This window comes from bacterium (genome assembly GCA_021372615.1).
Taxonomy (GTDB): Bacteria; Armatimonadota; Zipacnadia; order Zipacnadales; family UBA11051; genus JAJFUB01.
This window is the reverse complement of sequence record JAJFUB010000019.1, coordinates 1-22,263: the sequence shown is the minus strand read 5'-3', so window position 1 is coordinate 22,263 and position 22,263 is coordinate 1. Positions and strand designations below refer to the sequence as shown.

The following is a 22,263-nucleotide window of genomic DNA, read 5'->3' as shown; positions in this document are numbered from 1 at the left end:
GGGGATGGGAGCCACGGCGGGTAGAGATTCCGCACGACGCCGCGAAAAAGGGTCTTGACAGGCGGCTGCAAATCTATATAATCCCGACCCACATACTTGACTTTGCGATCAGAGCACGGCACGACCCAGTGTCCCAGGCTGCGGAAGACGCTCTGATCGAGCGAAAGTGAGACCACCATGCCCATCGCTGCCGACGCAACAGAACTGATCGGTGAGACCCCCCTGGTCTACTTGGACCGCCTGGCGGCAGGCCTGCCGGGGCGCGTCACGGCCAAGCTGGAGTCGTTCAACCCCCTATCCAGCGTGAAGGACCGCATCGCCCTGAGCATGATCGAGGCCGCGGAGGCCATCGGCCGGATCGGGCCGGACACCATTCTCCTGGAGCCCACCTCGGGCAACACCGGCATTGGCCTGGCCCTGGTCGCGGCCGTCCGGGGCTACCAGCTCACGCTGGTGATGCCCGAGAGCATGACTGAGGAGCGCCGCCGCCTGCTGATCGCCCTCGGAGCCAAGCTCATCCTGACGCCGGCCGCCAAGGGCATGAAAGGCGCTGTCGCCTACGCCACGCAGCTTGCCGCTGAGGACAGCAGGTACCTGCTCTTGCAGCAGTTCGAGAACCTGGCCAACCCCTATGCCCACCGGCGCAGCACCGGGCCGGAGATCTGGCGGGACACCCGCGGCGGCGTAGACGTGTTCGTCTCGGGCATCGGCACCGGCGGCACGCTCACCGGCGTCGCCGAGGCCATCAAGCCGCTGAAGCCCGAGCTGAAGCTGGTCGCCGTCGAGCCCGCGGAGTCGCCGGTGCTGTCGGGCGGGCAGGCGGGCCCCCACCGCATTCAGGGCATCGGGGCCGGGTTCGTGCCGGAGGTGCTGCGGCGCGAGTTCATTGACGAGATCCTCCAGGTCACGGGGGATGATGCCGTGGCGACGGCCCGGCGGTTGGCGCGCACCGAGGGTGTCGTGGCCGGCGTCTCATCGGGCGCAGCCACGTACGCCGCCCTGCAGATCGCGGCCCGACCCGAGAGTGAGGGCAAGCTGATCGTCGTGCTGCTGCCGGACACCGGCGAGCGGTACCTGTCCACCGACCTGTTCGAGTACGATCCTGCCGTGCTGGAGCGCGTGGAGCTGGAGTAGCCCCGCGCCCGGCGCGCCACAAGGAGGTAGCCATGATGCGATGCCTATGTAGCATGCGCCCGGGGTGTACGAAGCGGTAGCATAGGGCTGAAGCGGTCTTCCCCTCTCTCCCCCTTCGTCACCCCTGGTTCACCACCCGCCGTCCATGACGCATCGCGGCTGCGCCCGCCGCAGCCAAATACACCGACAGCAGCGCCGGCAGAGGCGCTGTGAGAAAGGCTACTTCCGTGAGAACCGTCACGACCTTGCTTGCCGTCTTGCTGATCGTCGTCGCCGCCACCGCCGCGTGCGCACAGGGCACCTGGGAGGGCCCCACCGGGGTCTTCCTCAACCCGTTGGCCCTCAACCTGGGCCGGGACAAGGCCGCCGCGACCTTCCACTACCTGAACCTGCAGCCCGCGGGCGGCCTGACGACCTACGGCCTCGTCTATGGCGCCTATGACAACCTCGAAGTGGGCGTCACGCGCGCTGACCTGGCGGTGGGCGGGCTGACCTCCATAGACCTCCTGCACGCCAAGTACGTCTGGCCGGGCAAGGGCGGAGCGCCGAATGTCGCGCTGGGCGGCGTCCTGCGCCTCAACGAGGACGACGGGCCGACCACGAGTGACATCTACCTCGCCGCCACGAAGATCTTCCCGTCCAAGACGCCAGTCATCGCCAGCGTAACGCTCCGCAACACCGACGGTCTTGGTTCGGGGCTGTTCGGCAAGGACGATGACCGCAGCTTCCAGCTCGGCGGCTTCCTGGGCGTGCAAGCCACCCCCAAGCTGATCGTCGGCGTGGAGTACTACGACCAGCCCGAGGCGGATGCCTGGCTCGACCTGGCGGCGCGCTATGTCGCGGACGCCAACACCTTCGTTGATGCCGGCCTGGCCCGCATCAACGACGACCTCGACGACCAGTTTGCCGTAGCTGTGACACACGTGTTCTAGTGTGAACCGCGGCGTCCGGAGGACGCCGGTTGAGAAGGGGAAGACCATGTCTACCATCGGCGACTACACCGGCTTCGATACCCTCGCGCTGCACGCCGGGCAGCAACCCGATTCGGATACCGGATCGCGCGCCGTACCGATCTACCAGACAACTTCATACGTGTTCAAGGACACCGACCAGGCCGCCAACCGCTTCGCGCTCAAGGAGGCCGGCCAGATCTACGCCCGGATCACCAACCCGACGTGGGACGTACTCGAGCAGCGCATCGCCGCGCTGGAGGGTGGGGCGGCGGCGTTGGTGACCGCCTCCGGGCAGGCGGCCGAGACACTGGCGATCCTCAACCTCGCCGGCGCCGGCGACCACATCGTGGCCTCGTCGAGTCTCTACGGGGGCACCTACAACCTGCTCCACTACACCCTCAAGAAGCTCGGGATTGAGACGACTTTCGTGGACCCCGACCCGTCCGACCCGGGCGCCTTCGGCCGGGCCATCCGGGACAACACCAAGCTCGTGTATGCCGAGAGCCTGGGCAACCCCAAGAACGACGTGCTCGACATCCAGGCGGTGGCCGACGTGGCGCACGAGGCGGGGCTGCCGCTCATCATTGACAACACGGTGACGACGCCGTACCTGCTCAACCCGATCCAGTGGGGCGCGGACATCGTCCTGCACTCGCTCACCAAGTTCCTGGGCGGGCATGGCACCTCGGTCGGCGGGATCATCGTGGACAGCGGCAAGTTCAACTGGGCCAACGGCAAGTTCCCGGCCTTCACCGAACCCGACCCGAGCTACCACGGCCTGCGGTTCTGGGACACCTTCGGGGCGGTCGCGTATGTCGTCAAGGCCCGCACGCAACTGCTGCGCGATGTGGGCCCGGCCCTCAGCCCCTTCAACGCCTTCCTGATCCTGCAGGGCGTGGAGACCCTGGGTCTGCGGGTGCAGCGGCACAGCGACAACGCCCTGGCGGTGGCGAACCACCTGCAGAGCCACCCGGCGGTGTCGTGGGTGAACTACCCGGGCCTGGCCAGCCACCCGACGCACCACCTGGCCCAGAAGTACCTGCGTCACGGCTACGGGGCCATCCTGGGCTTCGGCATCAAGGGCGGGGCTCAGGCCGCCATCAAGTTCATCAACAACGTCAAGCTGCTGTCGCACCTGGTGAACATCGGGGACGCCAAGTCGCTGGTGGTGCACCCGTGGAGCACGACGCATGCCCAGTTGTCGGATGACGAGCGCTTCGCCACCGGCGTGAGCGATGACTTCATCCGGCTGGTGGTGGGGATCGAATCCGTCGGCGACATCATCGCCGACATCGAGCAGGCCCTGGCGGCCTCGCAGGCGTAGCGGTTGCCGGACCTCGCGGGCTGTCTCCGCGACCCTATCCCAGGCCCGGATGTCACCTCCCGACATCCGGGCCTGATGGGCATGTCGGAAAGGAGGTGCATGATGCAACAGGGATCAGTCGGCATCGTTGAGACGCAGACCCATACCTTCGGCGCCGCGCCGGATGAACTCGTGTTGACCAGCGGGCAGCAACTCGGGCCGGTTACGCTCGCGTACGAGACCTACGGCGAGCTGAATGCGGCGAAGGACAATGCCATCCTCGTGTGCCACGCCCTGTCGGGCGATGCGCATGTGGCGGGGTACCACAGTGCCCAGGACACGGCGCCCGGCTGGTGGGATGTGATGATCGGGCCGGGCCGCGCGCTCGACACCAACAAGTACTTCGTGCTCTGCTCCAACATCATCGGCGGCTGTAAAGGATCCACCGGACCCTCCAGCATCAACCCCCGGACAGGGCGCCCCTATGCCCTGTCTTTCCCGGTTCTGACGGTCGAGGACATGGTGAACGCGCAGCGCGTCCTGGTGGACCACCTGGGCATTGACGTGCTGCATGCCGTCGTCGGCGGCTCGATGGGCGGAATGCAGGTGTTGCAGTGGGCGGTGAGCTATCCCGAGCGCGTGCGGCTGGTCCTGCCGCTGGCCACGACCCACTGCCTGTCACCGCAGGCCATCGCCTTCGACGAGGTGGGCCGGCAGGCGATCATGGCCGACCCGGACTGGATGGGCGGGGAGTACTACGGCAAGAGCATACCGGTCCGCGGCCTGTCCATCGCGCGGATGGTCGGCCACATCACCTACCTGTCCGACCAGTCCATGCGCCAGAAGTTCGGGCGCCGGCTGCAGGACAAGGCCGAGTACGGCTACGACTTCGTCACCGACTTCCAGGTCGAGAGCTACCTGCACTACAAGGGCGACAGCTTCGTCAAGCGCTTCGACGCCAATTCGTACCTGTACATCAGCAAGGCCATGGACTACTTCGACCTCACACGGGCCTACGGCTCCCTGCGCGAGGCCGTCGCCCGCGCGCGGTCGAGATTCCTGGTGGCCTCGTTCTCATCCGACTGGCTGTTCCCGTCCTACCAATCGCGCGAGATCGTGACGGCCCTCCGCCAGAACGGTCTGGACGTCGTCTATGCCGAGATCAGCACCGACTACGGGCATGACGCCTTCTTGCTGGAGGCCGAGAGCCTGACCAGCCTGGTGCGAGGGTTCCTGGCGGGGCAGGAAGAGAGGAGATGAACCGATGACTGCCTCAACGCTGACACAGCCGGCCTCCTGGGTGGGATGTCCGCCGCAGGACTTCCGGCATGTCATTGAGCTGGTCGAGCCGGGCAGCACCGTCCTGGACCTGGGCTGCGGCAACGGCGACTTGCTGGCAGCGCTGAGCCGCGAGCGGCACGTCCGCGGCCTGGGGATCGAGCTGTCCGAGCAGTGCATCCAGGCCTGCGTGGCCCGGGGCCTGACCAACATCGTCCACGGCGACCTGGACGAGGGGCTGGCCGACTACGCCGACCAGTCTGTGGATGTCGTCATCCTGACGAACACCATCCAGGTCCTACAGCGACCGCTCCACCTGCTGCGGGAGGTGGCGCGGGTGGGCCGGCGCTGCATCATCGGGCTGCCGAACTTCGCCCACTGGTCCGCCCGGGCGCAGCTCTTCTTCGGCGGGCGCATGCCCAAGACCGCCCGTCTGCCGTACGAGTGGTATGACACACCCAATATCCACCTCACGACCCTGAAGGACTTCCGGGACTTCTGCCGGCTCGCGGACCTGCGCATCCTGCGCGAGGTCCCGCTGCGCACGGATGCGCGCGGCCGGTGCCGGGTGGTGCGGTTCCTGCCGAACCTGCGGGCGGACGCCGGTCTCTTCCTGGTAGAGCGGATCGGAGGCCAACGATGACCCTGGTAGAGCGTTTGCTGGCGGGGGAGATCGAGACGGAGGTGCTCGAGGCACTGCTGACGACAAGCGACGAGGCCCTCGAGGCGGCGTTGTACGCGGCTGCCGACCGGGTGCGCCAGGAGCACATGGGCGAGGGGGTGCACCTGCGCGCCCTGATCGAGTTCTCCAGCCACTGCACCCGCACGTGCCGGTACTGCGGCCTGCGGGCGCCCAACCACGGACTGCCTCGCTACCGCATGACGCCCGAGGCCGTTGCCGCCGCCGCGCGCCACGCCGCGAGCCTGGGCTACCAGACGGTCGTGCTGCAGTCGGGCGAGGATGCGTGGTTCGGCCGCACGGTCGTCGCCGACCTCGTGCGGCGGATCAAGGGCGAGACGGGCATGGCCGTCACCCTGTGTCTCGGCGAGCGCCCCCGTGAGGACTATGCCGCCTGGCGTGAAGCGGGCGCGGACCGCTACCTGCTGCGCATCGAGACCAGCGACCGGGACCTGTACGCGAACCTGCACCCCGGCATGAGCTTCGCCCTCCGGGTGCGCTGCCTGTGCGACCTCCGGGAGCTGGGCTATCAGGTCGGCTCGGGGCTGCTCGTGGGCCTCCCCGGCCAGACCCCGGCCCTGCTGGCGCGCGACCTGCTCTTCCTGCGCGACCTGGCGCCCGACATGGTCGGCCTCGGCCCGTTCATCCCGCACCCCCAGACACCGCTGGCGGAGGCGCCCCGGTGTGAGGTCGGGCTGGTGCTGCGCATGATGGCGCTGGCACGGCTGCTACTGCCGCAGTGCCATCTCGTGGCGACGACGGCGCTGGGGAGCATTGATCCGCTGGGCCGGGAGAAGGGGCTGCAGGCGGGGGCCAACGTCATGATGCCGAACGCGACGCCGCAGGTGTATCGGGCGGCGTACGAGATCTACCCGGGCAAGATCTGCCTCGACGAGCAGCCGGAGCACTGTCGTGGCTGCCTGGAGGCGCGGCTGCAGTCGCTGGGCCGCCACGTCGCGACGGGGCCGGGCCATGCCCTGCGGGTCGGAGGCTGACCGCGCCGTCTACTGCCCCTCGGGCACGTCGCACTCCACGATCCCGAGGTCCTGCTGGTCGGGCCCGCCGGCGGCCGTGAAGGTGCTGATGCCCCGGCCCCCCCAGCGGGCCCCGCCGGCCGCGTCGGTGGAGCCGACCAACTGGTACTCGAGCCCCGGGATGAGGCCTTCCAGGCGCCAGCGCCCCTGGGCATCGGTGGTGCTGCGCGGCCGCTCGCCGCCCGAGGTCCCGAGGCGCTGCTGCACCTCATACGGGAGGCGCCATATGTCGCCCCGCGCCCAACACCAGACCTGCCAGCCCTCCAGCGGCTTGCCGCCCGGCTTGGCGATGAGCATCCCGGTCGTCGTGCCCCGGGGCTTGACGATCAGGCCCGGCCACACCCCCGCGTCGGGGTCTACGCTCTCGACCGCGAGCCGTTCCTCCGTGGGATGGAACGCGATGAGCAGCACCTTCCCCTTCAGCGGCAGCTTCGTCAGGGTCACCTTCCCGGCGGCGTCGGTGAGCGCCGGGGTCTGCGCCCCGGGAGCATACACCTGGGCGCCGGCGACCGGCTTGCCGTCCGCCTCGCCCACGAACACGTTCAGGCTGCGCCCGGCGGGGTTGACGATGATCGTCGGCAGTTGCCGCTCCTCGCCCGGCTTCAGCACGAACTCGGCTTCGCGCAGCGCCGTGTCGTTGACCATCAACTGCTGCAGCGTGGTGTCCGGGGTGACCCGCAGCTTGAAGCCCGGCGGCAGCAGCGCCAGCCGCACCAGGCCCAGCGCGTCCGACACCACCGACCCCTGGCTCATCCAGCTATGTTCCCCCATCGGGTAGCTGACGGACACCCGGAAGCCCGGGAGCGGGTGGTTCTGTTCGTCGGCGATCAGCACACTGACCGTCGCGGCGGGTTGCAGTGCGACCGTCAGGCTGTCGGCGAACGGGCTCTGAATGGCAGCCGCCAGGTTGCGCGTCGGCTCCGTGACGAGGAGAGTGGGCTGGGACTGGTACGAGAGGGGACCGGGCGTCGTGGGTGGGTCGGGCAGCTTCAGCTCAAACCGCGCCTCCGGCTGCAGGTCGGGCATCGCCCGCCCCTCGAACCCGCCCAGCATGGTCAGCAAGGCGCCCGTGGCGGGCTGGCCGTCGGGCAAGAGCACCTGACCCTTGATCGTCCGCGGCAGGCGTGTGGTGAGGTTCTGGCCCTCGAGAGCATCCCCTTCCTTGACCGTGACCTCGACGGAGCCAACGGGCTGGGGACGTCCGCCGACAGTCACGAACACGGGCCCTGTCCAGGCCCCGCCGACGCCCTGGCAGACGAGCCGATAGGTTCCCGGCGGCACGCGCAGCTCATACTTGCCATCGGCGTCGGTGGAGGCGCTGGCCGGCGACCGGCCTTCGGCGGTCATGGTGGTGACACTGGCCTTCGCCACAGGCTGCCCGGTCTTCTCATCGGTGACTTTGCCCCGGATGAGGGCGCCGGGCGTCAGCGTGAAGTCTACGCCCTTCTCAGCCTGCCCGGCCTTGATCGTGACGATCTGCTCCAGCGGACGCGCCATGCCGGGGGCGCCACTGACAGACACGGACAGCACGCCGGCCCCCAGGTGATGCAGCGTGTACGTGCCGTCGGCGGCGGTCTGGGCTGAGGCCGAACGCGCGCCCGCCATCGGCTGTGTCGGGTACGACCACACGCGCACGCCGGCCTGAGGCTGCCCGTTCACCAGCACCTTGCCGCTGACGGTGGCCTCGGGCTTGAGGGCTATCGTCATCGGGGTGGTATCGGTGATCCGTACGCCCGCACCGGCGCAGCCCTCCGCTTCCATGCTGACGAACACACTTATGCCCGGCGCGAAGCCCGGGAGGTCGAAGCGTCCCTGCGCGTCCGTCACCGTCTGGCCCTCGGACGAGGGCAGCGATGAGCTGGAAAGGGCGTTGGCCCCTCCGCTGTCGGTCTGGGAGACTGAGGTAGCCCTCACAGGCACGCCCGCGAGCGGCTTGCCGTCCGGGCCCAGCACCAGACCGGAGCGCTGCTCGGGCTTGTCGCCCAGCGTCAGCACGAGCGGTTTCCCCGCCTCCGCGCTGCCCAACGCCATCGCCAGGCCGGCCTTGTAGGCCAGCACGGGCCGCCTGGCGTTGCGCTGGTCATACGGCAGGGGCTCTGACTGGAAGGTGAACGCCCCGGCTGCGTCGGTCTTGAAGACCGTGAGTGCAGTGCTGTTGGGCAGGGCGACGACCACCGCCGCCACCTGCGCGTCAGCGATCGGGTGGCCGGCGGCATCCACGACGGTGCCTGAGAACGTGAGCGGCACCGCCAACGCGGGGCCCGCCCCCATCAGCGCGACGACCACGGCGAGAGTGAGTCCGGCACAAGGGATGGTTCTCATCGGGGAGGCCCCCTCCAGGTGTGGCGGTTCGCGAGGCCGCAGGGCGACCGGTCCCGCTGTCTTCTCAGACAACGGTGGCAGCCCCGGTGTTCCCTCGCGCGGCCCGACGGAATGTGGATCGCCGAGCGGCTACAGGCGCTGGCCGCGGAAGCCGGCTTCGGCCTCTTCCATCAGCTCCAGCGTCTGGTTGCGGACCTTCTTGGACAGGCGGGCCAGCTCCTCCTGGATGATGCCGGCGGCGATGGTCTGCGTGTCCTCGGAGGCATAGTCCAGCAAGTACTCCTTGAGGGCCAGCAGCGAGTTGGCCGCCTTGTGGTCGAGGGCCAGGCGCGCCGCGTCAGGGCCGGCGTCGGCCGGTGGCTCGGGCCCTGCGCCGGACACGGCGCAGAAGTCCGGAACGAAGCCCACCTCGCACATGCGGTAGACGAGGGTCTCCAGGTTGCGCGGGCGGCCGATGGTCAGGCGACCGCCTGCCTCGGGGGCTCCGTCGGCGCTGTACACGCCGGGGTAGCTGGAGGAGCCCACGCTGACTTGTGACACGCCCTGGGCGTAGAGCGTGCGTCGCACCTCCGAGGGCGCAGGGGTGTTGAGGATGATCTCGGTGCGCGGCAGGGCCAGCCGCGTCACCGCCACCAGGAAGGCGAAGCTATCGTCGTCTACGGCCCAGGTCGTCTCGGCCGAGGCCGGGGCTACGGGTGTCGCCAGCAGCCGCGGGTATGACACCGTCACCGAGCGGGCGCGGCCGGTCGTCACCAGCACGTGGGCGTGGGTGAGCAGCGCCAGCACATCGAAGCAGGGGTCGTACACGCCCAGCAAGACCCCCAGGCCCAGATCGCGCAGACCCGCCTCCGCGGCGCGGTCGTGGCTGGTGAGCCGCCAGGCGAAGTCAGCCTTGGGGCCCTCGGGGTGCAGGCGGGCGTACGTCTCGGGATGGTACGTCTCCTGGTAGAGGTGGTAGGTGCCCAGGCGCTCGACGCCCGCCAGCGCCGCCAACTCCTCGGGTCCCGACGAGTTCAGGTTCACATCCACCCGCTGGACGCGGCCGGTGCGCGAGCGCAGTGCGTACACCGCGTCTACGACATCGCGGACGTACTGGATGCCGGTGCGGCTATCGCCGAACACCAGCGTCAGGTGCCGGTGGCCCTCCTCGAGCAGTGGGATGACCTCCCGCTGCAGGTCGCGCGGCCCGGTGGTATGGCGCCGCAGGTGCGTGTTGGAGCGCCGCAGGGGACAGTACAGGCAGTCATTGACACAGCGGTTGGTGGGGCAGACGGGATCGGACAGCCGGACGCGGCGCGCGAACATGCGCTCATGCACCACGCGCGCCGTGGTCGTGATGCGCTCGCGCAGCGGCGGGTCGGTGACCTGCAGCAACGTCGCCGCCTGCGGGAGCGTCAGCCCGCGACAGTGGCCGGCCTCGAAGAGGATATCCCGCACATCGGCCGCGCTGGCCCCGGTGCTGTGCTCCAGCAGTGCGGTGATCGCTGCGGGCTGAACGATGGCCTGGGCCGCGGCCGCCACCTGCGCGGGCGACCAGTCGCTGTGCGGGGAGGGCGAGGGACTCATGCCAGGCTCCATTTGGGCGGGCCACTCGGGCTGGGGAAGTCGTTGCTGCCTGAGGGCCGTGGGTCTCGACCGTAGTTGCCAGTTCGTCGTGCAGATGGGAGGTACCTGCGCGGTGGGGCAAATCAAGCGGCCCGCCGAGGGGTCGCGCTCCTAACGGCTGTCGGAGAAAGGCGGTTGACAGGGGCGCGGGAAAGGGGTAAACTGGTATATGGGTTTGTGAATTCTATCACAATCTTCATATTGTGGACAATATCACGACCTCAGCCACTTCGTCGGGGCACCGGTGGCATGCACGAGCACGGACTCGCTGATCACATCCTCCATACCGTGCTGAACCATCCACATCGCCCACCGCAGGCTATTCCGCAGGCCCTTACTGTGCTGGTCTCCGAACTCGGAGGGGTGAGCGAGGAGGCCCTGCAGGCGAGCCTGGACCATGTGTGTGAGCACGAGGGGCTACCGCCGGTGGCGTTGCGGGTGGAGACAGTCCCACTGCTGGGATGCTGCAACACCTGCCACGAGACGTCGCCACTGGATGAGGACATGACGTGCCCCGCCTGCGGCGCCCGGGATGTGCGCCTGTGTGGCGGCGAGACCGTTGTCATCAGGGCGTGCGAATACGCCCCAGGCCCATGAGGCCACACGCCGACTGGCGGAGTGCCAGGTCGTAGTGGTACGCGATCCCACAGGGGTGGCGGGGGCGGGTCGCGGCCGGTCCGGAAGGGCTGATTTCCGGAGCATCGTGGATAGCGAGGGCCGTGTCGCGGATCGGTCAGGTCCAAGATGGCCGTAGAGCCCGGGATCACATCCAAAGAGACATAGAGCCCACCGTCGTCAGCGATGGCTCGCTGGCGGAGGTGGGCTTGTTGTTTTGGTCCGGCGGCGACGGGACGCGGGTTGGTGGCGTGGGACAGGCCGCCTAAGGAGGTATCTGCATGCCGCTACAGGTGATCGGCTGCGAGGTGGTCCCGCAGCTCCTGGCCAGGCTCATGGCGGAGGCCCGGGTGGTGGCGCCTCACCGCCGCACTGGCGCAGACCAGTGGGCCTATGCGGAGGTCAGGGACCCCTGCGAGGTCGAGCTGGAGTACATCAGCACCGTCCTGCCGGCCAAGAAGTACGCCTTCCCGCCGGTGGAGCAACTCGTGCGCTACGAGCTGGCGGAGCGCCCCCTCATGGAGGCGGTGGTGGAGAGCGAGCCGCTCGTCATCTTCGGCGCCCACCCCTGCGACATCCACGGCCTCTGGGCGCTGGACCAGGCCTTCTGTGATGTGAACGTGGACCCCAACTACACGGCCCATCGCAGCGGGATGCGGATCGTGGGCGTGGACTGCGTGCCCGACGAGCACTGCTTCTGTGGCAGCATGGGCACGGCCACCCCCGCCGAGGGCTTTGACCTGTTCCTGACGGTGGTCGAGGGCGGCTACCTGGTGGAGATCGGCACCGAGGCGGGAGCCGCGATGCTCGATGGCCTGCCGACGCAGGAGGCGAGCGCCGCCGCGTTGGCCCAGGCCAAGGAGCGTCTGGCGCGGCGCATCCAGCAGACCACACGGGTCAGCGCGGAGTGCCACAGCCTGCCGTTGCTCCTGTCGGGGCTGGCGGACAGCGAGCAGTGGGGCGAGCACGCCACCAAGTGCTACAGTTGCGGCACCTGCAACCTCGTCTGCCCGACCTGCTTTTGCTTCAATGTCATAGACCGCATGGCGCTGACGCTGGACCGCGGCACCAAGGAGCGGGAGTGGGACGGGTGCATGCTCGAGGAGTTCAGCAAGGTGGCCACGGGTGAGAACTTCCGCGAGGAGCGGGAGGACCGGCTGCGCCATCGCTTCTACCGCAAGTACTCCTATCTGTTCACCAAGTACGGGCGGCCCTACTGCTGCGGCTGCGGCCGCTGCGTGCGCCAGTGTCTCGTACACATAGACCCGGTGGAGGTCCTCAACGACCTGATCGCCGAGGCCGAAGGGAGGCGCAGCTGATGGCCGCCACCTGCCAGTGTGAAGCCAATCGCCAACTGTACGTGCCCAAGCTGGCCGTTTTGGAGCACATCACCCCGCAGACGCCGCTGGAGACGCTCCTCCAGTTCCGCTTCGAGGACGGCCAGCCGCTGGGGCACCGCGCGGGGCAGTTCGTAGAGGTCTCGCTCCCCGGGATCGGCGAGGCGCCGATCTCGATCGCGTCGGCCCCCTGTGAGGACCCCATCTTCGAGCTGTGCGTGCGCCGCGTCGGCAATGTGACGACGGCGCTGCACAACCTGCAGGAGGGGGCGCTGGTGGGCATCCGTGGGCCCTACGGGAACGGGTTCCCAGACGAGGCCCTCCACGGGCAGGACGTCCTGATCGTGGCCGGCGGCATTGGTCTGATCCCGGTGCGGCCGCTGATCCACCACATCATGTGCAACCGCTTCGACTACGGTACCTTCACGCTGCTGTACGGGATGAAGCGACCGGAGGAGATGCTGTTCCGGGACGAGGTCGAACAGTGGCAGGCGAGCGACGCGGTGGACCTGCACCTGACCATAGACCGGCCGCACCCCGACTGGTCCGGGCATGTCGGGGTCATCACCACCTTGTTCCCGGACCTGGACCCGGACCCGGCGCGGACTCGCGCCGTGGTCGTCGGCCCGCCCATCATGTACCGCTTCGTGATCCTCGAGTGCCAGAACAAGGCCCTCGCGGATGAGAACATCATCCTGTCGCTGGAGCGCAACATGAAGTGCGGCGTGGGCAAGTGCGGGCACTGCCAGATCAACAACAAGTACGTCTGCCTCGATGGCCCCGTCTTCACCTACTCGGAGCTGAAGCACATGTGGGAGGCGATCTGAATGAAGCCACGGGTCGGCATGTTTGCCTTCACCTGCTGCGAGGGCTGCGGCCTCGCAGTGATCGAGTGTGAGAACGAACTGCTCGATGTGCTCAGCCTCATTGACCTGGTCGAGTGGCGTGAGGGCCTCAGCGAGAAGGCCAATCCGCCGGAGTTGGAAATCGCGCTGGTGGAGGGCAGCATCTCCACCCACGCCGACGAGCAGAAGCTCAAGGCGATCCGCGAGCGCGCGAAGGTTCTGGTAGCCCTCGGCGCCTGCGCCCACACCGGCGGCCTGAACGCCCTCAAGAACCGCTATGGCATGAACCAGGTCAAGCAGATGGTCTATGGCGAGGCGGGGGCACAGTTCGATACCATTCCCGCCCGGCCGCTCAGCGCCGTCGTGCCGGTGGACCTGTTCCTGCCCGGCTGCCCCATTGACCGCACGGAGTTCCTGAGCGTGGTGCGGGACGTGGCTCTGGGCAAGGCCCCGCGTCTGCCCGACTACCCGCTGTGCGTGGAGTGCAAGAAGAAGGAGAACGTCTGCGTGTTCTTCCAGGGTCGCTTCTGCATGGGCCCGGTGGTCCGCGCCGGGTGCGGCGCGATCTGCCCGACCCACGGGGACGGCTGCGAGGCCTGCCGGGGCCTGGTGAGCCACCCCAACGAACAGGCCCACAAGGAAACGCTGGCCGAGCACGGACTGAAGGTGGACGAGGTGCTGATGCACTTCAACATGTTCAACAGCTACCAGGAAGACCAACCGGCGTAACGCGTGGCGCATGGGCGCGTCGGCTCACGAACGAGCAAGCGAGGTACGGGCATGAACGAGGTGAAGATCAACATCCATGACGTCACGCGCGTGGAGGGCCACGGGGATGTCGTCCTGGACGTGCAGTCCGGGGAGATCAAGGAGCTGAAGCTCGCCATCACCGAGTCGCCGCGCTTCTTCGAGGCCTTCCTGCTGGGCCGCAAGTGGTACGAGGCCGCGCACATCACGTGCCGCATCTGCGGCATCTGCTCGGTCGGCCACACCAGCGCCTCGCTGCAGGCCATGGAGAACGCCCTCGGCGTGGAGATCTCCGACCAGACGCTGCTGCTGCGCAAGCTGACGTTCGCCGGCGAGACGCTGCAGAGCCACTATCTGCACGCCTTCTACCTGGTGGCGCCGGACCTGCTGGGGGTGCCCAGCGTGCTGCCCCTGGTGGCGTCGCACCCCGAGGTCGTGAAGATGGCGCTGCGCCTCAAGCGCCTGGGCAACGACATCTGCTGCACCGTCGCCGGCCGGCACATCCATGCCTGCGCGATGAAGGTCAAGGCCTTCCCCAAGGTGCCGCAGGCGGAGGACCTCCTGGCGCTGCGCCAGCGACTGGTGGACTCGGTGCCCGACCTGCACGCCACGGTCGCGCTGCTCCAGACCCTCGCGCTGCCGCAGTTCGAGCGCGACATGGAGTTCACGGCGCTGCACCATCCCGAGGAGTACGCACTGTACCGGGGGGAGGTGATCCGCTCCACCAAGACCGGGGACACCGCGATCCCTGACTACAAGCAGCAGGTGCGCGAATTCGTGGCGCCGCATTCCCATGCCAAGCACGTGGCCTCGGCGGTCGGGCCATACATGGTCGGCGCGCTGGCGCGGTTCAACATCAACTACGACCAGCTGCGGCCCGAGTCCAAGGAGGTCGCCGCGGCGCTGGGTCTGCAACCGGTCTCCTACAATCCCTTCATGAACACCATCGCGCAGGTCGTCGAGTGTGTCGAGTGCACCCTCGACGGCATTGAGTTCATTGACCGGCTAGTGGACATGGGGCTGCACGAGGAGGACATGACGGTGGAGGTCAAGGCCGGCCGCGGCGTGGGGGCGTCGGAGGTGCCGCGGGGTACACTCTACCATGAGTACGCGGTGGACGATGAGGGCACGATCGTGGACTGCAACCTCATCATCCCGACGGGCCAGAACCTGAGCAACATCGAGCACGACATGCGGGCGCTCGTGCCGCAGATTCTGGACCGGCCGCAAGACGAGATCGCCCTGCAACTGGAGATGCTGGTGCGGGCCTACGATCCGTGCATCTCCTGCGCCACGCACTTGCTGAAGGTCGAGTTCGTGTGAGGCCCGAAGGTGTGGCGTGGCGCGTGGTGATCGTCGGCGTGGGCAACGAACTGTATGCCGACGACGGTGTGGGGGTGGTGGTGGCGCGCGAGCTGGCCACCGCCGGCCCGCCAGCGGGCGTGGAGGTCATCGAGGGCCATGTGGGCGGGCTCGACCTGCTCTTCGACATGGAGGAGGCCGATCACGTCATCTTCGTGGATGCCGTGGCCATGGGCCGGGCGCCGGGCGAGGTCGTGGTCTTCACACCCGAGCAAGTGAAGCTGCTGCCGCCTGGCACGGTGGCCTCGTTGCACCATATCGGGCTGGAGCAGGTGTTGGGGCTGGCCGAACTCATGGGGGTGACGCCGCGCCTGCACGTCGTCGGCATCGAGCCGGAGCGCGTTGCGCCGGGCTTGGCCCTGAGCGAGGCCGCCGCGCGCGCGGTGCCGGTGGCGCTGGCGGAAGTGCGACGGCTGCTGCGCGAAGATGGGCTGACATGCGAAGAGGCCGTTGCGCTGGCGCCGTGAGACGGGGCCGTGGTCTGGGAACATGATGGTCAAGGAGGGTCCTGCCGTGGCACAAGCCAAGATCATGGTGGTTGACGATGACCCCGATGTGGTCGAGATCCTGCGCCTGGTGCTGGAGACGGCCGGTTACGACGTCGCCGCGGCCAACAGCGCGCCCGAGGCCCTGGACAAGGTGCCGGGCTTCTGTCCCGACCTGATCCTGCTGGATGTGATGATGCCCGACGGCACCGAGGGCTTCCAGTTCGTCTGGAAGCTGCGCAACGAGTTCCCTGCCGAACTGGCGGACACGCCGATCATCGTGCTGTCAGCGATCCACGGGACCACCAAGCTGCGCTTCTACCCGGAGCAGAGCGACGGCACCTACCGGTCGGGGGAATTCCTGCCGGTCCAGGGCTTCATTGACAAGCCGGCCGAGCCGGAGATGCTGCTCAAGCGGATCGAGCAGGTGTTGCAGATGTGGCGCAAGTAGTCTCGACCAGGAGTGAGATCCCGTCAACACCTCGATGTCTCCCGAGCAGGAGTTGGCGAGCAACAACCGCTGGTTGATACGACTTCGATGGCTGGCGGCGGTCGGCATCGTGCTGGCCGCCGCTGTGGCTTCCGGCCCTCTGGGCTACCCCGTGCCGCTGGTCAAGCTGGTGCTGCTCGGCGTGGCTGTGGCGGCGTACAACGCCGTGCTGGCGGCTGTCGCGCGCCATCTGCGTCGGTCGGGGGTGGGCAACGGCCGGGCCGCCCGGTGCCTGGCCAACGCGCAGATCTCCCTGGACCTCATCGCCGTGGCGGTGCTCATCCACCTCGCCGGCGGCCTGGACAACCCCTTCGCCCTCTACCTCGTCTTCCACATGATCATCGCCAGCATTCTGCTCCCCCCGGACCATGCCTACGCGCAGGCCGCCCTGGCCTCCACGCTGTACGCGGCAGTGGTGTTCGGCGAGCACTACCGACTGCTGCCGCATGTGCCGATCTTCGCCGGGAGAGGGCTGCTGGGGGGTCTCGATACGGCAGCCCACGTCGGGGTCATGACCTCCGCGCTCTTCATCGCGGTGTTCCTTACCGTCACCGTCAGCCAGAAGCTGCGGCAGCGCGAACGGGAACTGGCCGAGGCGCTGGACGAGGTGGAGCATCACGCCGCGTCGTGCGACCTGGCCCGCGACGACCTGCAGCGCACCCAGGAGATGCAACTGCAGTACATGCGGAAGGTGTCGCACGAGCTACGCGCCCCGCTCGCCAGCATCAACATGACGCTGCGCGCGATCCGGGATGGCCGGGCCGGCGACGTCCCCGACAAGGTGCGCGAACTGACCGCGCGGGCAGAGGCGCGAACCGAGACACTGCTGGACACCGTGGGCGACCTCCTGACCCTCAGCCGCATGCGTCAGGCACCGCTGCAGGAGCCCTTTGCGCCGGTGGCGCTCAGCCATCTGGTAGGCCAGGCCGTGGACGCGCTGACCGACTCAGCCGAACAGCGCGGTGTGGCGCTGGACGTGCAGGTAGAGCCGGGCCTGCCGCCTCTGCACGGACAGCCTGAGGGGCTGCGGACCGCGCTGGAGAACCTGCTGGGCAATGCGATCAAGTACACGCCGGCCGGCGGCCGCGTCACACTCAGTGCCGTCCCCGATGACGACCGCCGCCGTGTGCTGGTGCGCATCGCCGACACCGGCATCGGCATCGCCGCGGCCGACCTGCCGCGGGTGTTTGACGAGTTCTTCCGCACCGAGGCCGCCCGCGCTCTGCAGGTGCACGGGTCGGGCCTCGGGCTGGCCATCGTCAAGGCCGTCGTCACAGCACACGGTGGGGAGATAGCAGTGGCCAGCGAGGTCGGCCAGGGGACGACCTTCACCGTGGCGCTCCCGGTGGCGCCCGCGGCAGCAGGGGCCGAGGCCGACGCCGTTGAGGGAACGTCCGCCCCGTAGTATAGTTCTGTCGTCTTGGGTGAATGACATGGCCAGCATCATCCAGACCATCGGCGACCGCTGCAAGCGTTGCTACCACTGCGTGCGGCACTGTCCGGCCAAGGCCATCAAGGTCGTGGAGGGGCAGGCCACGGTCGTGGAGGAGCGCTGCCTCGCCTGCGGCAACTGCTTCCGCGTGTGCGCCCAGCAGGCCAAGCAGATCGAGAGCGGCATCGAGGACACCCGCGCGGTGCTGGCGGAGGGTGGCGAGGTGGTGGCCGCGCTGGCGCCGTCCTTCCCGGCGGCCTTCAGCCCCGCACGCCCGGGCCAGGTGGTCAGCGCGCTGCGCCGTCTGGGCTTCACGCGGGTCGTCGAGGTGGCCTTCGGGGCCGACCTCGTGGCCCGCCGTTACCGGAAGCTCATGGCGACCCAGAACGGTACGCCGATGCTCACCAGCCCCTGTCCGGCGCTGGTCGCGTATGTGGAGAAGTTCGCGCCGGCGCTGGTGCCCGACCTGGCGCCGCTGGTGTCACCCATGGTCGCGCTGGGCCGTGCCCTCAAGCAGAAGCACTGGCCGGAGGCGCGGATCGTGTTCATCGGCCCCTGCACGGCCAAGAAGAGCGAGATCCGCGACCCGGATGTCGCCGGCGCGATTGAGGTCGCCCTGACGTTCGACGAGCTGCGCGCGATGCTGGAGGAGGCGGAGGTAGACCTGACCGCCGAGCCCGACAGCGATTTCGACCCCCCGCGGGCCATGCTCGGCCGCGTGTTCCCCGTGTCCGGTGGGTTGCTCCGCACCGCCGCCGTGCAGCAGGATGTCCTCGACAACCGCATCCTGGTCACCGACGGCATGTTGCGGGTGCAGCGGCTGATCGAGGACCTCCAGAAGGGCGAGATCCATGCCGGCATCGTGGATGTGCTGATGTGCGAGGGGTGCATCAACGGCCCGGTGATGGGCGGCCAGGCGGGGGAGTTCGCCCGCAAGGAGCTAGTCAGCGACTACGTCACGCGCGGCGAGGCGCTCAGCCCCGAGGAGGCGGAGGCCTTCCTGGCGCAGTATGACGACGTGGACCTCACGCGTGAGTACACCGCGCCACCGATCGTCGCGCCCATGCCGTCGGAGGAGGAGATCAAGGAGGCCCTGGCCAGCATCAACAAGTTCAGCGAGGCCGACGAGCTGAACTGCATGGCCTGCGGGTACTCCACCTGCCGCGAGAAAGCGATCGCCGTCTGCCAGGGACTCGCCGAGGCCCAGATGTGCCTGCCGTACCTGATTGACGAGACGCAGAAGTCGCTGGAAGAGCTGACGCGCTCCCATGCGGCTCTGGCCAGCACGCAGGAGCGCCTGGTGCAGGCGGAGAAGCTGGCCGCCATCGGGCAGCTCGCGGCCGGGGTGGCCCACCAAGTCAACAACCCGCTGTCCACGGTGCTGCTCTATAGCCATCTCATCTTGCGGCAACTGGACCCGACCGATCCGCGCCGCGAGGACCTGCAGGTCATCGCCGACGAGGCGGCCCGCTGCCGCAGCATCATGGTCGCCCTGCTCAGTTTCGCCCGTCAGAACCGCCTCAAGCTCACCAGCTTCGACCTCAACCAGCTCCTGGACTCGGTCCTGACCACGGGGGCCCCGAAGATGGGCGAGGTTGAAGTCGTTCGCGAGTTCGCCGCGGACCTGCCCGACATGCTCGCCGATGTGGACCAGTTGACGCAGGTGTTCCAGAACGTCGTGGACAACGCTTGCGAGGCGATGGACCGGGCGGGGACGCTGACGGTCGCCACGGCCCGGCGCGGCGAGGACATGCTGGCGGTGAGCTTCGCCGACACCGGCCCCGGCCTGGACGAGGACGTGATCCCCCACGTCTTCGACCCGTTCTTCACCACCAAGCCACCGGGGCAGGGCACAGGCCTGGGGCTCGCCATCGCCCGGGGGATCGTCAAGCTGCACCATGGTGACATCACCATCGCCAACCGTCCCGGAGGGGGCGCGGTGGTGACGGTGACGCTGCCGGTGCACACGCCCATCGAGGGCGATCAGCCTGAAACGATCGGGGAGCCCGCGGCGAGCTGAGGCTCGCCCGGACGCGCCCGACCCCGATCCGGCGCCCGACAAGAGTGTCGGGCGTACTGCCGGGCAGGAGCACCCATTGCAGATCACCAGCGCCGACCCCAGCACCTCCACACGTATCCTCGTCATTGATGATGAGAAGGGCGTGCGCGAGGGTTGCCGCCGCGTGCTGCAGGATGACCAGGTCGCGGTGGACATCGCCGAGGATGCCTTCGCCGGCCTGGACCTGCTCAAGCAGACCGATTATGACCTCGTCTACGTGGATGTGAAGATGCCCGGCATGGACGGTCTGGAGTTCCTGTCCGCCGCCCACGAGTTGCCGGTCGAGAGCGTCTTCGTCGTCATCACGGCTTTCGCCACCCTCGACATGGCCGTCGAGGCCACCAAGCGCGGCGCCTACGACTTCGTCGCCAAGCCCTTCACTCCCGATGAACTGATCACGATGACGCGCCGGGCCCTCGAACGCGCCCGGCTCGTGCGGGAGCGCAACCGCCTGTACGAGGAGCGGGACCGGCGGCTGCTCGAACTGGCGACCGAGAAGGGTCGCCTGCGCTCCATCGTCGAGGCCATGCGGGACGGGGTCATCGTCACCAACCGCGAGGGGCAAGTCGTACTGCACAATGCCGCGGCGGCCGCCTTCACCGGCTGCCGCGCGCCGGAGGGCGGCCCGACGCCCCTGGCCGATTGCGGCTACCCGCCCGACCTGGTGGCGCTGATCGAGGAGGCCAGCGGCCAGCCCGAGGTGGAGTTGCGGAGCCGCGAGATCTCAGTGGGGCCGGAGGCGCACGAGGTGGTGGAGGCCTCGGCGGCGCCGGTGACCGACGCCGAGGAGCGCTGCCTGGGCGTCGTCACTGTGCTGCACGATGTCAGCGAGCTCAAGAAGGTCGAGCTGGTCAAGGCCCAGTTCATCAACATGGTGGCCCACGAGCTACGCGCGCCGCTGGCCGCCGTGGACTCACAGGTCCAGGCCATCCTCCAGGGCTACGTCAAGGACGTCCAGAAGCAGTTCGAGCTGCTCGACCGGTCGCACGCGCGCCTGCGGGCGCTGCTGGAGCTGGTGAACGATCTGCTGGTCATCTCGCGCTCGGACGCCGGCACGACCGTCCGGGAGATTCGGGCGCTGGACCTGGGCGCCATCGCCCGTGAGGTCGGCGCGCTCATGGAGGAAGCGGCCCGCGAGCACGGCGTGACGATCTCGGTCGAGGTGCAGGAGCCCATGCCGCCGATCGAGGCCGATGCCCAGGAGATGAGCGCCATCTTCAGCAACCTGATCAGCAACGCCATCAAGTATAACCGGCCGCAGGGCAAGGTGGCGGTGCGGGTGCTGGCGGAGCCGCCGTATGCGGTCATTGAGGTGTCCGACACGGGGGTGGGCATCTCCGAGGAAGGTCTGCGGCGCATTTTCGACGAGTTCTACCGTGAGAAGACGGACGCCACGCGCATGGTGGTCGGCACGGGGCTGGGCCTGGCCATTGTGCGCCGCATCATAAGCAGCTATCATGGCGACATCCGCGTCGAGAGCCAACTCGGTGTGCGCAGCGTGTTCACCGTGCGGCTACCCCTGACCCAGGCCACCGGGGGCACGCACTAGCTCCCGCGCGTAGAGCGACCCCCACCGCAGGTGAACGACGGAAGCCATGGATTCCCGCGCTCGCGTCCTGACCGCCCTGTTCCACCAGCCGCCGGACCGCCTCCCGCGTGACTACTGGGCCACACCGGAGGTCACGCAAAGGCTCCGGGAGCACTTCGGCCTGCCGGACCGGGAGAGCTTGCTGCGGCAGCTGGGGATAGACCTGCGCTATGTGGAGGGGCCTTCGTACGTGGGCCAGAGCCTGCGCACCCATCCCGACGGCAGCGTCGAGGACCTGTGGGGGGTGCGTCGCCGACCGCGCACCGTGACCGGCGGCAGCTACACCTGGACCTACCAACACGTGGTGCAGTCGCCCCTGCAGGCGGCGCAGACGGCAGCCGACATTGAGGCCTATGCGCGCTGGCCCAGCGCCGACTGGTGGGACTACGCGCAGCTTCGGAAGCAGTGCCGGGCGCAAGCGGGGTATGCCGTCGTCAATGCCGGCGACCGCCTGGACCGCACGGCGCAGCTCAAGCCGATGATGTACCTGCGCGGCATGGAGCAGACGTACTTGGACCTGGCGCTCAACCCCGACGTGGCCGAGGCCATCATTGCCCACATCGTGGCCTACTTCCTACAGTACAATGAGTGCGTCTTCGTCGCCGCCGGGGACGCCATTGACATCTTCATGATGGGCGATGACTTTGGCACCCAGACCGGCCCGATGATGAGCCTGGACACTTGGCGTCGGTTCTTCAGGGAGGGCTTCCGCCGGTACATCGAACTCGCGCACGGGTATGGCATCAAGGTGATGCACCACACCTGCGGGTCGGTGGTGGAGCTGATCCCCGAGTTCATCGAGTGCGGGCTGGATGTACTGCAGTCCTTGCAGCCGCGGGCCCGGGGGATGGAGCTTCGCGTGTTGAAGCGGGAGTTCGGGACGGACTTGTGTTTCCAGGGCGGGATCGACATCCAGGAGACACTGCCGCGAGGCACACCACAGCAGGTGCGCGAGGAGGTGCGGGCGGTGATGGAGGCGGGGAAGGGTGGGGGTG

At 68.3% G+C, this 22,263-nt stretch carries 18 protein-coding genes and 1 pseudogene; 17 read left to right on the top strand and 2 right to left on the bottom strand.

Annotation, left to right across the window (positions count from 1 at the left end):
- Positions 1 to 177: 177 nt before the first annotated feature.
- The 6 genes and pseudogenes from cysK to hydE all read left to right on the top strand — a co-directional run bounded on the left by cysK (position 178) and on the right by hydE (position 6,342).
- Positions 178 to 1,134 (top strand): cysteine synthase A, encoded by a 957-nt coding sequence (gene cysK, locus LLH23_02670; protein MCE5237375.1) that lies wholly within the window; start codon positions 178 to 180, stop codon positions 1,132 to 1,134.
- 227 nt (positions 1,135 to 1,361) lie between these two features.
- Positions 1,362 to 2,066: a DUF3034 family protein gene (locus tag LLH23_02665; protein MCE5237374.1), complete on the top strand. Its 705-nt coding sequence runs from the start codon at positions 1,362 to 1,364 to the stop codon at positions 2,064 to 2,066.
- A 46-nt stretch (positions 2,067 to 2,112) separates the two neighbouring features.
- Positions 2,113 to 3,411 carry an O-acetylhomoserine aminocarboxypropyltransferase/cysteine synthase gene (locus LLH23_02660; protein ID MCE5237373.1) on the top strand — a complete coding sequence of 433 codons (1,299 nt, stop codon included), beginning with the start codon at positions 2,113 to 2,115 and terminating at the stop codon, positions 3,409 to 3,411.
- 102 nt (positions 3,412 to 3,513) lie between these two features.
- A pseudogene (locus tag LLH23_02655) lies at positions 3,514 to 4,629 on the top strand (homoserine O-acetyltransferase).
- A 25-nt stretch (positions 4,630 to 4,654) separates the two neighbouring features.
- A complete protein-coding gene (gene metW / locus LLH23_02650; protein MCE5237372.1) occupies positions 4,655 to 5,311 on the top strand; it encodes a methionine biosynthesis protein MetW in 657 nt (218 codons plus the stop codon).
- The gene (hydE, locus tag LLH23_02645) at positions 5,308 to 6,342 is read left to right on the top strand and encodes a [FeFe] hydrogenase H-cluster radical SAM maturase HydE (protein ID MCE5237371.1); all 1,035 of its coding nucleotides are present in this window, start codon (positions 5,308 to 5,310) and stop codon (positions 6,340 to 6,342) included. Before metW ends, hydE begins: the two co-directional genes overlap by 4 nt.
- Positions 6,343 to 6,351: 9 nt before the next feature.
- Here the strand turns inward: hydE and LLH23_02640 are convergent, their stop codons facing one another.
- Together LLH23_02640 and LLH23_02635 are read right to left on the bottom strand one after the other, a co-directional pair.
- Positions 6,352 to 8,703, bottom strand: coding sequence for a carboxypeptidase-like regulatory domain-containing protein (locus tag LLH23_02640; protein MCE5237370.1), 2,352 nt, complete (start codon positions 8,701 to 8,703; stop codon positions 6,352 to 6,354).
- A 129-nt stretch (positions 8,704 to 8,832) separates the two neighbouring features.
- Entirely contained in the window at positions 8,833 to 10,269 is a 1,437-nt protein-coding gene (locus LLH23_02635; GenBank protein MCE5237369.1) for a radical SAM protein, read from the bottom strand.
- A gap of 288 nt (positions 10,270 to 10,557) precedes the next feature.
- Here LLH23_02635 and LLH23_02630 point away from each other — a divergent pair, with 288 nt between their 5' ends.
- The 11 genes from LLH23_02630 to LLH23_02580 form a co-directional block, all read left to right on the top strand.
- Positions 10,558 to 10,905, top strand: a complete 348-nt coding sequence (locus LLH23_02630) for a hydrogenase/urease maturation nickel metallochaperone HypA (protein MCE5237368.1) — start codon at positions 10,558 to 10,560, stop codon at positions 10,903 to 10,905.
- Between the two features lie 299 nt (positions 10,906 to 11,204).
- The gene (locus LLH23_02625; GenBank protein ID MCE5237367.1) at positions 11,205 to 12,242 is read left to right on the top strand and encodes a 4Fe-4S dicluster domain-containing protein; all 1,038 of its coding nucleotides are present in this window, start codon (positions 11,205 to 11,207) and stop codon (positions 12,240 to 12,242) included.
- On the top strand, positions 12,242 to 13,087 hold the full coding sequence (locus LLH23_02620; protein MCE5237366.1) for an FAD/NAD(P)-binding protein: 846 nt from the start codon (positions 12,242 to 12,244) through the stop codon (positions 13,085 to 13,087). The genes LLH23_02625 and LLH23_02620 overlap by 1 nt, the downstream gene beginning before the upstream one ends.
- Positions 13,088 to 13,834, top strand: a complete 747-nt coding sequence (locus tag LLH23_02615) for an NADH:ubiquinone oxidoreductase (GenBank protein MCE5237365.1) — start codon at positions 13,088 to 13,090, stop codon at positions 13,832 to 13,834.
- A gap of 51 nt (positions 13,835 to 13,885) precedes the next feature.
- Positions 13,886 to 15,175: a Ni/Fe hydrogenase subunit alpha gene (locus LLH23_02610; GenBank protein ID MCE5237364.1), complete on the top strand. Its 1,290-nt coding sequence runs from the start codon at positions 13,886 to 13,888 to the stop codon at positions 15,173 to 15,175.
- Positions 15,172 to 15,681 (top strand): hydrogenase maturation protease, encoded by a 510-nt coding sequence (locus LLH23_02605; GenBank protein MCE5237363.1) that lies wholly within the window; start codon positions 15,172 to 15,174, stop codon positions 15,679 to 15,681. The genes LLH23_02610 and LLH23_02605 overlap by 4 nt, the downstream gene beginning before the upstream one ends.
- Positions 15,682 to 15,727: 46 nt before the next feature.
- Positions 15,728 to 16,150, top strand: a complete 423-nt coding sequence (locus LLH23_02600) for a response regulator (protein MCE5237362.1) — start codon at positions 15,728 to 15,730, stop codon at positions 16,148 to 16,150.
- A 73-nt stretch (positions 16,151 to 16,223) separates the two neighbouring features.
- The gene (locus tag LLH23_02595; protein ID MCE5237361.1) at positions 16,224 to 17,594 is read left to right on the top strand and encodes a HAMP domain-containing histidine kinase; all 1,371 of its coding nucleotides are present in this window, start codon (positions 16,224 to 16,226) and stop codon (positions 17,592 to 17,594) included.
- 28 nt (positions 17,595 to 17,622) lie between these two features.
- The gene (locus LLH23_02590) at positions 17,623 to 19,641 is read left to right on the top strand and encodes a histidine kinase (protein MCE5237360.1); all 2,019 of its coding nucleotides are present in this window, start codon (positions 17,623 to 17,625) and stop codon (positions 19,639 to 19,641) included.
- Between the two features lie 76 nt (positions 19,642 to 19,717).
- Positions 19,718 to 21,229, top strand: coding sequence for a response regulator (locus LLH23_02585; protein MCE5237359.1), 1,512 nt, complete (start codon positions 19,718 to 19,720; stop codon positions 21,227 to 21,229).
- A 46-nt stretch (positions 21,230 to 21,275) separates the two neighbouring features.
- Positions 21,276 to 22,263 (top strand): hypothetical protein (locus tag LLH23_02580; GenBank protein ID MCE5237358.1); only part of this gene is annotated, 988 nt, incomplete at its 3' end.

Excerpts from the sequence above, each read along its gene's own strand:
- cysK (MCE5237375.1), top strand. The coding sequence starts at position 178 with ATGCCCATCGCTGCCGACGCAACAGAACTGATCGGTGAGACCCCCCTG.
- LLH23_02660 (MCE5237373.1), top strand. The coding sequence starts at position 2,113 with ATGTCTACCATCGGCGACTACACCGGCTTCGATACCCTCGCGCTGCAC.
- metW (MCE5237372.1), top strand. The coding sequence starts at position 4,655 with ATGACTGCCTCAACGCTGACACAGCCGGCCTCCTGGGTGGGATGTCCG.
- hydE (MCE5237371.1), top strand. The coding sequence starts at position 5,308 with ATGACCCTGGTAGAGCGTTTGCTGGCGGGGGAGATCGAGACGGAGGTG.
- LLH23_02640 (MCE5237370.1), bottom strand. The coding sequence starts at position 8,703 with ATGAGAACCATCCCTTGTGCCGGACTCACTCTCGCCGTGGTCGTCGCG.
- LLH23_02635 (MCE5237369.1), bottom strand. The coding sequence starts at position 10,269 with ATGAGTCCCTCGCCCTCCCCGCACAGCGACTGGTCGCCCGCGCAGGTG.
- LLH23_02630 (MCE5237368.1), top strand. The coding sequence starts at position 10,558 with ATGCACGAGCACGGACTCGCTGATCACATCCTCCATACCGTGCTGAAC.
- LLH23_02625 (MCE5237367.1), top strand. The coding sequence starts at position 11,205 with ATGCCGCTACAGGTGATCGGCTGCGAGGTGGTCCCGCAGCTCCTGGCC.
- LLH23_02620 (MCE5237366.1), top strand. The coding sequence starts at position 12,242 with ATGGCCGCCACCTGCCAGTGTGAAGCCAATCGCCAACTGTACGTGCCC.
- LLH23_02615 (MCE5237365.1), top strand. The coding sequence starts at position 13,088 with ATGAAGCCACGGGTCGGCATGTTTGCCTTCACCTGCTGCGAGGGCTGC.
- LLH23_02610 (MCE5237364.1), top strand. The coding sequence starts at position 13,886 with ATGAACGAGGTGAAGATCAACATCCATGACGTCACGCGCGTGGAGGGC.
- LLH23_02590 (MCE5237360.1), top strand. The coding sequence starts at position 17,623 with ATGGCCAGCATCATCCAGACCATCGGCGACCGCTGCAAGCGTTGCTAC.